The organism is Geomonas anaerohicana (genome assembly GCF_016458305.1).
In the GTDB taxonomy this organism is placed as follows: domain Bacteria; phylum Desulfobacterota; class Desulfuromonadia; order Geobacterales; family Geobacteraceae; genus Geomonas; species Geomonas anaerohicana.
This window is the reverse complement of the sequence record NZ_JAEMHL010000028.1, coordinates 1-11694: the sequence shown is the minus strand read 5'-3', so window position 1 is coordinate 11694 and position 11694 is coordinate 1. Positions and strand designations below refer to the sequence as shown.

Annotated in this window: 12 protein-coding genes; 5 read left to right on the top strand and 7 right to left on the bottom strand. The window is 54.6% G+C overall.

Annotation, left to right across the window (positions count from 1 at the left end):
* Positions 1-139: 139 nt before the first annotated feature.
* The 5 genes from JFN91_RS21750 to JFN91_RS21730 all read right to left on the bottom strand — a co-directional run bounded on the left by JFN91_RS21750 (position 140) and on the right by JFN91_RS21730 (position 4019).
* On the bottom strand, positions 140-667 hold the full coding sequence (locus JFN91_RS21750) for a PaaI family thioesterase (protein WP_199391236.1): 528 nt from the start codon (positions 665-667) through the stop codon (positions 140-142).
* 31 nt (positions 668-698) lie between these two features.
* Positions 699-1151: an SRPBCC domain-containing protein gene (locus JFN91_RS21745; RefSeq protein WP_199391235.1), complete on the bottom strand. Its 453-nt coding sequence runs from the start codon at positions 1149-1151 to the stop codon at positions 699-701.
* Positions 1152-1313: 162 nt separating this feature from the next.
* Entirely contained in the window at positions 1314-1559 is a 246-nt protein-coding gene (locus tag JFN91_RS21740; RefSeq protein ID WP_199391234.1) for a hypothetical protein, read from the bottom strand.
* Between the two features lie 92 nt (positions 1560-1651).
* Positions 1652-2674 carry a cytochrome d ubiquinol oxidase subunit II gene (locus JFN91_RS21735; protein ID WP_199391233.1) on the bottom strand — a complete coding sequence of 341 codons (1023 nt, stop codon included), beginning with the start codon at positions 2672-2674 and terminating at the stop codon, positions 1652-1654.
* Positions 2667-4019: a cytochrome ubiquinol oxidase subunit I gene (locus JFN91_RS21730; RefSeq protein ID WP_236015307.1), complete on the bottom strand. Its 1353-nt coding sequence runs from the start codon at positions 4017-4019 to the stop codon at positions 2667-2669. The genes JFN91_RS21735 and JFN91_RS21730 overlap by 8 nt, the downstream gene beginning before the upstream one ends.
* 140 nt (positions 4020-4159) lie before the next feature.
* On the opposite strand from JFN91_RS21730, the gene JFN91_RS21725 reads away from it, so the two are divergent.
* The 4 genes from JFN91_RS21725 (at position 4160) to JFN91_RS21710 (ending at position 8016) form a co-directional block, all read left to right on the top strand.
* Entirely contained in the window at positions 4160-4771 is a 612-nt protein-coding gene (locus tag JFN91_RS21725; protein ID WP_199391232.1) for a hypothetical protein, read from the top strand.
* A gap of 654 nt (positions 4772-5425) precedes the next feature.
* Complete coding sequence (locus tag JFN91_RS21720; protein ID WP_199391231.1) at positions 5426-6196, top strand: MBL fold metallo-hydrolase; 771 nt, start codon at positions 5426-5428, stop codon at positions 6194-6196.
* A gap of 45 nt (positions 6197-6241) precedes the next feature.
* Positions 6242-7204, top strand: a complete 963-nt coding sequence (locus JFN91_RS21715) for a GlxA family transcriptional regulator (RefSeq protein ID WP_199391230.1) — start codon at positions 6242-6244, stop codon at positions 7202-7204.
* A 152-nt stretch (positions 7205-7356) separates the two neighbouring features.
* Positions 7357-8016, top strand: a complete 660-nt coding sequence (locus JFN91_RS21710; RefSeq protein ID WP_199391229.1) for a hypothetical protein — start codon at positions 7357-7359, stop codon at positions 8014-8016.
* A 73-nt stretch (positions 8017-8089) separates the two neighbouring features.
* Here the strand turns inward: JFN91_RS21710 and JFN91_RS21705 are convergent, their stop codons facing one another.
* Entirely contained in the window at positions 8090-8788 is a 699-nt protein-coding gene (locus tag JFN91_RS21705) for a hypothetical protein (RefSeq protein ID WP_199391228.1), read from the bottom strand.
* 263 nt (positions 8789-9051) lie between these two features.
* On the opposite strand from JFN91_RS21705, the gene JFN91_RS21700 reads away from it, so the two are divergent.
* Positions 9052-9999, top strand: a complete 948-nt coding sequence (locus JFN91_RS21700; protein WP_199391227.1) for an IS1595 family transposase — start codon at positions 9052-9054, stop codon at positions 9997-9999.
* A 378-nt stretch (positions 10000-10377) separates the two neighbouring features.
* Here the strand turns inward: JFN91_RS21700 and JFN91_RS21695 are convergent, their stop codons facing one another.
* Positions 10378-11214: a hypothetical protein gene (locus JFN91_RS21695; RefSeq protein ID WP_199391226.1), complete on the bottom strand. Its 837-nt coding sequence runs from the start codon at positions 11212-11214 to the stop codon at positions 10378-10380.
* Between the last annotated feature and the right edge of the window lie 480 nt (positions 11215-11694).

The following is an 11694-nucleotide window of genomic DNA, read 5'->3' as shown; positions in this document are numbered from 1 at the left end:
CCGGATCGGCGATAAAAAAGTGTCACCCATGTCTCCGAACGACTGTCACCCTTGACTCCGGTCTATACAAAGGGGGGACAGGGGGGATTTGACTCTGCCCCGACTACCACTAGCAGCTTTCGCTGAAGCAAATCCCTTTCTAGGACACCTTCTGGCAGTCATCGAGGAAATTCTGCAGCACCTCTTCCTCGACGCCGGCCAAAGCAGCAATGCGGGACAGCCGCGGGAAAGACCACGTGGTGCGCCCCTCGGCGAGGCGCTGGCCGCCGGCATCGTAAATCGCCATCGCCACCTCCGCCTCCGGGGGATCGAAATTGAGCACCTGCCCCACCACCCGGATCTCGGTGCCGGTCGCGACCGGTTTGAGGAAGCGGACGGTAATCTCGCGGGTCACCCCCAGCCTGCCGTGGCGGGCGAAAAGCGCGTAGGCAGCCGCCTCGTCCATGAGCGCCGAGATGATCCCGCCATGCACCATGCCGTCGAAACCGCAGTATCCTGCCGGGACGGAGGTCAGACAGGCGACCCCGTCGGCGGTATGGTGGAAGCGAAGGCCAAGACCATGGGGATGCCCCTCGGAACAGACAAAACAGGAACCGGGCCAACGCCCCTGAACCGGCGGCAGGTTAAGAACGGACGCATGCTGGTCCGCAGTACAACATTCCTTCATCGATCCCTCCTGACAATAAACTTGATGCGACTCAGCACCTCATGCAGCGCACATTTCCCTTCTCGCCCCAGCGGCGCAGCGCCTGGTTCAATTGCTCCATCCCCTCTTCCATCGACCGGGCGAGCGCAAAACGGAACAACGGCGCCAGCAATCCGGAGAACTCAGACTCCAGCAGAACCTTCAGGCGTTGGTCGCCGACGACTTCGGTGCGGCAGGAAAAGGTCCAGGCAAGCAAGGGACGCCCAAGGAAGGTACTACGCCACCAGAGCACCCCTTCCCCCTTCTCCTCCAGGGTCGCCTGAACGGTAAAAGGGTCGATGCCAGGCAGATGCACCACGAGTTCGTGGTCTCCTCCTACCGTCCCCGGTCCCTCAAGCTTCGGGAACAGCGGGTTCCACTGCGGATAGAGGGAAAAGTCGCTGAGGAGTTCCCATACCCTCTCCCGGGTTGTCTGCAGAACTGTTTCGGTGCGAAAAGGTTTCATACCGCCTCTGAACCTGGTCGAGTCACAAGACCAGCAACTTTACTATTTTTCCGTTCCGGATGCCATATTTGTTTGTATACCGAATTATATATTTTGATCCGGACAAACAAAAAGCCACCCGTCGGGGTGGCTTTGCGCTGAACATGTTTTTTTCAGAGAGCACTACCGCTGGAACAGAGAACCTTTCTGGATCTGGTTCTTACGTATCTCGTACTCTCTCCTGTCGATCCTGCCAGCCCTGTAGTCAGCGTCCACCTGTTCCATCTGCCTGTGTGCGCTGTACTCGTAACCGCCGACGCCTAGCGCAGCGCCGCCCAAAGCACCACCGACCGCGCTCCCTTCACGGGAGGCACACCCGGAGGCGAACGCAGTAAATACCATGCTGATTATGAGAAGCATCCTTTTCATAGCTGCACTCCTTGTGTCGAGAATAATGGCGAATTGCCTAGTTCAGGTTAGCACAAAGGTTAAAATTTTCACACCGTTTCCTATTACCCTGCTCACGGCTCCTTCCCGGCAGGCGGAAGTTCCGGTGTCGGTTCCCCCCTGAAGGTCCAGTACAGGAACCACAAGGAAGGAACCAGTATCGCGGCCCCGATGGGAAGCACGGTCAGGTAGGCGATGAGCGTACTGCGCGGTGCTGCGGCGGCTCGCAGCGGCATCTCCTGTATGATGAGATCGGGATGAAGCGCTGCAGCAAAACCGGCCAGGGTAAGGACCACGGTGGCACCGGTCATCACTTGCGCGAACCGGTAGTGCCTCAACAGCAGCAAAAGCTGGGTCGTCACCCCGGAGAGCACCGCACAGATCACGCAGAGCATGGGCCAGGAACCGAGCAGCCTGTGGGAGAACTCCGGGGCCGTCTGCAGGGCGAGCGGAATCATGACCGCGGTCACTACACCAAGGGCAACGCCGGCGGCTATCGAAGCGTTGCGAAAATCCTCCTGGAGCGCACCGCTCACCCGAACCGTCATGTACACCGGCGCCAGGTAGGCACAGATGCAGAGCGCGATCACTCCCCCCATGAAGGTAAAGGCGTTGAGCCACACCGCGGTCCCGGTGGCGACCACGTCGTTGTCGATGATGATGCTGCCGGCCGCAGTCGCCGACACCGCCATGCCCAGGGCAAAGGGAGTGAGCACGCTGGCGACCTCGAAGACCAGCGCGGTGAGAGGCAATTCCCGGCCCGACGCCCTGCCGTAGTGTCGGAAGGCATAGGCCGCACCCCTGAAGTTGATGCCCACCAGGGCAACCACCAGCGGTGTCATGAGCGCAATAAACAAGGCGGAAAAGCCGGCTGGAAATGCCGTCAACAGCGTCACCACCACGAAAATGAGCCAGACGTGGTTGGTCTCCCACACCGGACCTATGGCATTGAAAAGCGCCTCCCGCTGTTCCCGAGCCCGGGGCCCGAAGGCGAGCGCGGTCCAGATGCCTCCTCCGAAATCGGCGCCGCCGAAAAGCGCGTAGAGCACCAGGGCGAGAGCCGCCACCAGCGCGGCCAGCGATACCGGATCAGGCATGTCCCACCTCCTCCCCATCGTCAGTTCCGTGGCGCCCCTGGTGACGCAGCAGCAGTTTCAACATTCCGGCGGTCAGGCAAAAGTAGACCACGACGAAGGTGACAAACACGGAGACCATACCGGCGTTGGGGGTCACCGATTGCGAGGTGCGCAGGTACCCCTGCACCACCCAGGGCTGCCGCCCGAACTCGGTCACCAGCCAGCCGCTTTCCAGGGCGATGATGCCGAATGGAGATACGAAGATGAGGTACTTCAACAAGCGCGGCTGGTCCGGCACGCGCTTTTGGCGCCAGCGCAGCCACCAGAACCAGCCCAGGCCGATCGCCATGATAAAGAAAGAGCCAACCATCAAGTCAAAGAAGGGATGCACCAGCCTGGGATCGGGCGTCGTTCCCTGCGGAAAAGCGTCGAGCCCCTGCACCACTGCATTGGGGTCGTCCTGGGCGAGAAGGCTCAGCAGCTTCGGGATGCGCACGGCGTAATGGACCTGCCCCGTGTCCGGGTCCGGCCAACCGCCGACCACCAGGGGCGCAGCAGCGGAGGTTTTGAAGTGCGCCTCCATCGCCGCCAGCTTCGCCTTCTGAAAGTGGGCCACCGAATCGGCAGCCCAGTCGCCTGTTACCAGCATGAGCGGCGCAGTCACCGCAGCAACCGAAAGCGACAACAGCAGCGCCTTTTTCGCATCGACGGTGTCCCTCCGCCTGAGGACCAAGACGGCATAGTAGCCGGCGACCGCAAAGGAAGTGGCGACATAGGCCGCGAGGGTGCCGTGCAGCGCCTCGTGCGGCCATGCCTCGTTGGCAAAAGCCGTAAGCGGCAGCACGTCCGAGGGAGAGCCGTTCACCATCCGGAAGCCGGAGGGTGCGTTCATCCAACCGTTGGCGCTAATCACGAATATGGCGGAGATGGCCGCTGCGAGGGTGAGGGGTATGGTGCAAAGGAAAAGAGCACGCCTGGAAAGCCGTCGTTCACCGTAAAAGTACAGGGAGAGAAAGATCGCCTCGGTGAAGAAGGCGAACCCTTCCATGGAGAAGGCGAGACCGATCATCGCCCCGCTGAAGGCCATGAACCTGGGCCACAGCAGCCCCAGTTCGAAGGATAGGATGGTCCCGGAAACGGCACCGATGGCAAAGACCACGCCGGCCGGCAGGACCCAGCGCCTTGCGATCCGGTGCCAACTCTCATCGCCGGTCTTCAATGCCAGTCCTTCGGCGAGCATGAGCAGGAGAGGCAGGCCGATTCCCAGGGTGGCGTAGATGATATGAAAGACAAACGAGACACCCATCAGGGCCCGAGCGGCAAGGAGGTTGTCCATGATGCCTCCGTCCAAAACATAAGAAGTCATTTAAGTTTCCTGATCGGAGAGGCGTTGTCAAGAAACGGCAATGGAGGGACAGCATCGATATTTTTTTCTTGCGAACCGAAAAATCGATGGCAACATTGGCGCGTACCAATAAATCCAAAATCTGAAAAAGGAGGACGCCAATGCCTCACAACAACCTTCCACATTCCGAGATGGTAACAAAGTCGGAAGAGGTCCGTAAGGTGTGGACGCCAGAACTGTACGCCTACATTGTCTCACTATTCCCGACGCCGGAACGCTATGCCACCTTGCACAACCGGTTCGAGTCCAGCCTGACGGGATATCTGAAAGGCATACCCGAGCAGGTTAAGGAGTGCGAGGATGCCCGTATGGAACTGAATAAGGCTATCACCGCCATCAACGGGCTCAGTAAAGCGGTCAACCACCTAGATCCCAGTATAGCGGCCGCCTTCAAGGTAACCAAACCCGCCACGACATCCACGCCATCGGTGATGGGGACTGCCGAGGATTTCAAGATCCATTTCGACAAAAGCGGGAAACCTTACTGCTCCTTCACCAAGTTCGCAGGCGCTGGAGGGTATGAAGTGTGGTATTGCGTAGGCGATCCTAGTGTCGAGGAAAATTGGCAATTCCTGACGTGGTCGACGAATTGCCAGGGAATTTATCTAACCGGTTTGGATCGGACCAAAACCAACTACATAAAGCTCAGGGGGAAGCGAGGCAACTCCACCTTCGGTGCCTGGTCGAACCTGGCAATATTGCCTCCTGTATAAAATCATCACCTCACCTCCCCTGGTCCAATCCCAGGGGAGGCCCCATCCCTCTCCCCTGCCCTTTCCTAAAGTCGATCCCCACTTCCGTCGTCTCATCAAAAGTTTATTGCCGACCCATGTCCCTCGAAATGATGCTTGAATCAAGGTAGGAACCGACGATCGGGATCAAATCCGTCACGTCTCCGCCTGAACGTGCTCCGTCGGGGAAAATAGTCCTCACCCGCTCCCAGCAAGTCGCATTTGACGAAACCCACTCCTTTAGAAAAAAATCGCTCTTCTTTCCCGCAAACAGGGTCACTTTTGGAGCAATCGGACCGATCTAAAAAAAATCGGAACGAATTGAAAAAAAGTACGGGGCATCTCGTAGAAATCCGACCGATTTAAAAAAAATCGACCCGATTTGAAAAAATTACGACGTATTTCGTACGAATCAGTCCGATTGGAAAAAGATCGGACGGATTTGAGAAAAATAGGACGCATTGCGTTGCAATCGGATCGATTTACATAAAAGTCAGGCCGATAGGGAAATTAGTAGGCCTATTCGAAAAAAAACCGCCTCTCCTGTCCCGATCTATGCGACAAATGGCCCTTGGGCCACTCGAGGAAAACGAGAGGATAGATCATAATGCCTAAAAAAAACCTAAGGAGGCTGATATGAAGTTCATGCAAGTTCGCAATGCGACGGCGAAGATTGAATATGGCGGCAAGAGCTTTCTGATCGACCCGGTTCTGGCGGAGAAAGGGGCGTACCCGCCCTTTGCGGGGACAGTCAACCAGCATCTGCGCAACCCGCTGGTGGACCTGCCGGTTCCCGTGGAGACGCTGCTGGACGTCGACGCCGTCATCGTCACCCATACGCACTTGGACCACTGGGATGAAGCGGCCAGGAACCAGATCCCGAAAACGATGCCTGTTTTCGCCCAGCACGACAAAGATGCCGCCCTGCTCCGGGATGCCGGCTTTACTGCCGTCACCGTGCTCACGCAGAAAACGCAACTCGCCGGCATCACACTCATCAAAACATCTGGGCAGCATGGCAGCGACACGGCCATGGAGAAACTGGGAGATCGTTTGGGAGCGGTATGCGGAGTGGTCTTGCAGCATCCTGACGAGAAAACCCTCTACCTCGCCGGCGACACAATCTGGAACCGGCATGTGGCTGACGCGCTGCAGAAGTACGCACCCGGCGTGATCGTGCTGAACTGCGGGGATGCCCAGATCATCGGAATTGGGTCCATCATCATGGGGAAGCAGGACGTTCATGAAGTTCGCAAAGCCGCGCCGGAGGCCACCATCATAGCGAGCCACATGGAGGCCATGAACCACGCCGTGCTGTCGAGAAAAGAATTACGTGACTTCCTCAAGGAAAATGGCATGATGCAGCGAGTGCTGGTGCCTGAGGATGGGGAGACCTGCGAGGTGTGACCCGCATCAGGTGCGGATAATTTTGGAGCAGTGCAAGAGGATTACATGTCGGTTCCGTCTGTTGCAGTCGTCGCCATCAACCACTTCAGCCCGTTCCACTTCTCGGTGCCCTGCATCATCTTCGGCGATATCCTGCCCGGCCACAAGCTCTTCGACCTGAAGATCTGTGCGGGAGAGCCCGGTGCCTTGCGCTCGCGCCAGGGCTTCAGCATCGAGACCTCCTTCGGGCTCGACGCCCTGGAGGAGTCCGACATCATCATCGTCCCCTACTGGCGTGACCCCGCGGAGAGGCCGAACCAGGAGTTGCTTAACGCCCTGGTAGCAGTGTACAACCGGGGCGCGCTGGTGGTGGGGCTGTGCCTGGGTACCTATGTTCTGGCCTATGCCGGTCTGCTCGATCAGCGCCGGGCCGGTACACACTGGGAGTTCGAGCAAGACTTCGTTACCCGCTTCCCCAACGTAACGTTGGACACCAACGCCCTCTACGTCGAAGACGAGAGGCTAGTGACCTCAGCCGGAACCGCGGCAGGTCTCGATTGCTGTCTCTACCTGGTGCACCGGATACATGGCCGGGCCATCGCCAACAAGGTGGCCCGGCGCATGGTCATCCCGCCGCACCGCGAAGGAGGCCAGGCGCAGTTCATCGAGCAGCCCGTCCCCCTTTCCACCCGCGACGCCAACGTCAACAAGCTGCTCGAATATCTGCGCAACAACCTCGCCGCGGAGCACAGCCTGGACGATCTCGCCGATTACAGCCTGATGAGTCGCCGCACCTTCACTCGGCACTTCCAGAAAGCCACCGGCATGTCCGTCGGCTCGTGGCTGATGGGCGAGCGACTCCAGCGGAGCCAGGAGCTATTGGAGACCACCAGTCACTCCGTGGAAGCCATAGCCGAGCTGGTCGGCTTCCAATCCGCCGCCTCCTTGCGTCAGCACTTCCGGACAAGGTTCAACGTCACCCCCACCGAATGGCGCAAGACCTTCCAATCCGCCAGCCTCAATGCCTGACCTTTCGGCGCTTCCAGTCGTTGATTACTAAACTGGGAAGCTTAAATTTGCAAACCACGCAGCGCTGCACAAGCCCAAAGTCCCCCCTTTGCGAAGGGGGGACAGGGGGGATTTGCCTTAGACCAAGACTTGAAACAGAGGTAGGAACCTGCATGTTCATAGGTCACTTCGCCGTCGGCTTCGCCTCCAAAGCAGCAGTCCCCAAGACATCCTTGGGCACCCTCTTTCTGGCATCCCAGTTCGTGGACCTACTCTGGCCCACCCTACTCCTGTTGGGTATCGAACGGGTCCGGATAGTCCCGGGCATCACCAGGGTCACTCCCCTCGACTTTGAAAGCTATCCTATCTCCCACAGCCTGTTGGCCGTCACGGGTTGGGCACTGCTTGTCGCCCTGGTCTACCAGGCCGCACAGCGCTATCCCCGTGGTGCCTGCGTCCTCGGCGCAATAGTGGTAAGTCACTGGTTCCTGGATCTCGTGGTGCACCGCCCCGACCTGCCGCTTGTTCCCGGCGGCAGCGTGAGGGTAGGCATGGATCTCTGGGCATCCCTGGCAGGGACCTTCATTGTTGAAATGGGACTCTTTGCAGTTGGGGTGGCGCTCTATCTGAAGAAGACCGTGGCGCAGGATGCCGTCGGCAGGTGGGGGCTATGGGCGCTGGTAGTGTTTCTGGTAGGCATTTACCTCAGTAACCTCTTCGGCCCTCCCCCACCCAGCGTCGCAGCCATTGCCTGGGTAGGACAGTCTCAATGGTTACTGGTCCTGTGGGGCTACTGGGTGGACCGGCATAGAGTCGTCACCCCTAGTTGGTGACCTTCACAAGTTTTCCCAGAACTGAAAATCAGCGGCGTCCCTCGGCCTCCCGGCCTCACCTCTGTTTTCTCCGTCACTTGGTGTTGACAAGAAACTTGATCCTGGAAACCTCATCCAGGCCGATCTTACGGTCTCCGTTGAAATCGACCCAAGCGTAGGCAAATAACGTCCCGGAGTACCTGGATAAACCTACTTCCTTACCTGTTTTCAGGAAATAGAGAGTTCCCGCAACAAAGGAATTTTCAGATTTGGTGGGTTTAAGCCCGCTATAGGGATCCAGGGAATTATTGGACGACAGGGGGTCGGTGTGATCTGCTACAAACAAGGTATCGGAGTTGCTTTCTGAGGCTCCGGTCAGCACCGAGGAAAGCACACTCAGTTTCACTTTTTTGCGTTCCCTGAATTCTCCGGCATCCTTCTCAGCGAGATATATCCGTACGCTATCGTATTTCGTTTTGATGGTGAAGTTGCCGTTCGTTAAGCGGTACGTCAGGTAGCCATTTTCCCACCCGGCATTCACCGCTTGGCCTTTCTGATAAATGGAGAAACCGACTTTTTGGCCATCGGTAATGTACAACCCGTCACTAGTGGTGCCTTCTGAGGACGTAGGAGGGACGACCGGTGTCGCACAGGCCGCAAGCAAAGCGGTTATTACAGCAGTTGTGTACATTTTTAATAGCATGTGTGGTTCCGGGTTGAATAGCAGACGGCAAAACTGCACACTTTTAATCGAGGGGAATTGTTGTGGTACTTCATCTGATCTCTTCAGCAAGCTTACATCTGCTAACGCTACCGATATTCCACTTCCCTGTCAACGCATTGTGCGGTCTTGGTGAAAGTGCATGCGTACCAAACATCGAAAGAGGTATCCCGGAAGTCCCGGGCCGCTAATTGAGATAGTTAGGAGAAGGTCCGAGAAACGCATAATTTCAGCCGATTAGCGCTAATCTTCAGCAGCATGCATTTTAAGACGTTTTCTGTCGCACCTTCTCGGTAGGATCGCCATGAATGATTAACCCTTACAAGGAGTCAGACATGGCGCAGAATCGAATCCAGTTTCAGAAGGGCCTTAGCTTACCGGATTTCCTCCGCGATTTCGGCACAGAAGAGCAATGCGTTACCGCACTCCAGCAGATGCGATGGCCGAATGGATTTGCCTGTCTAACTTGCGGCAGTTCGCGTTATAGCGTTGTGTGGCATAGCAAAGTAAAGACCTTCCAGTGCAAGAGTTGTCACAGCCAAACTACAGTGACCAGTGGGACGATCTTTCACTCGTCAAAACTGCCTCTGACGATCTGGTTTCAAGGAATGTACTTCCTGACTCAAACCAAGAACAACGTATCGGCCTTGGAGCTAACTCGTCTTCTTGGCATCTGCTACCGCACCGCCTGGCGGATGAAGCACAAACTGATGCAGGTCATGTGCGAGAGAGAAGCTGCAACTGTTCTTTCGGGCCGCGTCGAGGTAGATGATGCGTACCTAGGTGGCCGACATGAAGGCAAAGGTGGTCGCGGATCAGAGAACAAAATTCCTTTTATCGCTGCTGTAGAAACCAACTCGCAAGGACATCCTAAACGTGCCGTGTTCTCGCCAGTGAAGGCACTAAATTTTGCAGAGATAGCGACATGGGCCTCTACATCATTGTCAGAATCAAGCACAGTCATTACCGACGGCTTATCCTCTTTCCGAGCTGTGGTAGCATCAGGACGCACGCATTCGTTTGAAGTAGTTGGCAAAGAGCGAAAAAGCACAGCAATGGGATGTTTTTACTGGGTGAACACGGTCCTTAGTAACGTAAAAACTTCCATCGAAGGGACCTACCATTCTTTCGACTTCAGCAAGTACATAAAGCGATACCTTGCGGAGATCCAGTATCGTTTCAACCGGCGCTTTGACCTGAAATCAATGTTCTCACGTCTTCTGTTTGCAAGCGTAAGAACCGGCAAACGAACAGAGCCTTGGTTACGTCTTGCTGAAGATTAGCGCTAATCGGCTAATTTCATGGGCGTCCCCCTGTCCGCTCTTCAGTTCCACAAGCTCCGGCTCATGCTTCAGACATGACGGGCCTGAAAGACTTGGGCTGCATTGGCGAGGATGAAGAAGGCCAGTGGCACTATTTTTCGCATCTGTCGCTCCACCTTCTATTCGTTCATCGGTGTGTGGATATCGAGCGGACGCCCATAATTTCATAACATTCTGTGTAGGAGAAACTTATATTCTTATGTGCGTCCCTCTGCCGCCTTGACTTGGAACTCCGGTCCGGCTTGAAAAGTTGCAATGCTTTCACCTTGGCCAGCTACTTTGCAACATAGGTGGCCTGTGTAACCAAGGGGACTTGTGTAACTTGTAAAATCACACGAGTTAAGACTCACCAGGGCACCTAGGACCTACGCCACGAGACATAGTCTCATGCAACAATCCCTGAATGTTGGCATGAGTAACGTGATAAAGCACAGGAAACAAGAGCTGCCTTTCTATCTTTAACCTTATAGATTTTATTTTCTTTGAAAGAATATACTCTTTGAACAAACCAGCTACTAATATCAACACAGTCATACCATAAAAATTAACATTAAAGATCCTTGAAGCAAGGATTTTACCCTGACTTACAACCCAAGAGTAACCAATTCCTCCAATAAAGACAGATATTAAAATAATAAATGCGTGTTTGAATAGAAAAGAAAATATTCTTTGTAACCACAATCTAGTAAAAATACCGAAATGCATACGTAAATCCAAGGCAAAAAAATGGCAGTTAATTTCACCCTTTAAGCTCTCTACACCGTTTAGAAGTTCTATACAATGCGCAAAAGTATCATGCGAAAGTTTTTCCATTCTAATAATTTCAGGATCGGCATATTGTCTTCTAATTTTGTTATTCTTCATATAATTATTTAGTTCCGTGCTCATTTTATGATCGGGTTTCCGAAGCACCGTAACAAATCTTTCTTTAAGATTGGACCGAGATGTCGCTGAGTGCTTTTTCGCTGCCTTAAGTTGCTGTTCTAATAACATCAGCGCTCGGTCATGTTCCTTCGTCCCGAGTTGGCTCGCTATGATAAAGAAGCTTTCTAGTAATTCTTTTGCTGCTGTTAAAACTGAAGTGTCACGAAGTCTCATCGCTTCCTTCGAAAAGGTATCTAAAACTAGTGTAATTAAATCTTCTATCTCTGTGGGTAATTTATACTGATTTTGCATACTGTAAAGTCCTTTGTGTAAAGAATTTTATGAGAACAACAAAGCCCACACGTAGCCCGTTATCTGCGGTGGAAAGAAGGGACAAGATTACCTGATTAGCGCCAATCTTCCCCTGGTGTGATATGGTCCGTCACATGCAGCCTGCACAATCACGGCAACTTTACCAAAAGAGTCCGCCGTAAAAAACCGATTCCAGCTTTCCAGCATCATCTCGATTAATTCACACCTCAACAATATCAATACCGAAACGATTTTTTTCTTGACCGCCTGAAAAAACTTCACGTGACCTTTACCGCTATTTGCGCAAATAGCTTTAAATAAAGTTCTATCCTCAGATGACATTCTCAACCCGAAGATTATGCCGATGACAGCACCGGAATCGTACTTGGCTGATCCGATGAGTAATCTGGGGTCACCCATTAAAGGCTGTCGGTCAAGGGCAAAAAAGTTCCCCTATGCAAGAAAAGAGTTTTTCTAGCA

Coding starts and splice junctions, on each gene's coding strand:
- JFN91_RS21725 (WP_199391232.1), top strand. CDS start 4,160: ATGCCTCACAACAACCTTCCACATTCCGAGATGGTAACAAAGTCGGAA.
- JFN91_RS21745 (WP_199391235.1), bottom strand. CDS start 1,151: ATGAAACCTTTTCGCACCGAAACAGTTCTGCAGACAACCCGGGAGAGG.
- JFN91_RS21700 (WP_199391227.1), top strand. CDS start 9,052: ATGGCGCAGAATCGAATCCAGTTTCAGAAGGGCCTTAGCTTACCGGAT.
- JFN91_RS21720 (WP_199391231.1), top strand. CDS start 5,426: ATGAAGTTCATGCAAGTTCGCAATGCGACGGCGAAGATTGAATATGGC.
- JFN91_RS21750 (WP_199391236.1), bottom strand. CDS start 667: ATGAAGGAATGTTGTACTGCGGACCAGCATGCGTCCGTTCTTAACCTG.
- JFN91_RS21730 (WP_236015307.1), bottom strand. CDS start 4,019: ATGACTTCTTATGTTTTGGACGGAGGCATCATGGACAACCTCCTTGCC.
- JFN91_RS21735 (WP_199391233.1), bottom strand. CDS start 2,674: ATGCCTGATCCGGTATCGCTGGCCGCGCTGGTGGCGGCTCTCGCCCTG.
- JFN91_RS21740 (WP_199391234.1), bottom strand. CDS start 1,559: ATGAAAAGGATGCTTCTCATAATCAGCATGGTATTTACTGCGTTCGCC.
- JFN91_RS21695 (WP_199391226.1), bottom strand. CDS start 11,214: ATGCAAAATCAGTATAAATTACCCACAGAGATAGAAGATTTAATTACA.
- JFN91_RS21710 (WP_199391229.1), top strand. CDS start 7,357: ATGTTCATAGGTCACTTCGCCGTCGGCTTCGCCTCCAAAGCAGCAGTC.
- JFN91_RS21715 (WP_199391230.1), top strand. CDS start 6,242: ATGTCGGTTCCGTCTGTTGCAGTCGTCGCCATCAACCACTTCAGCCCG.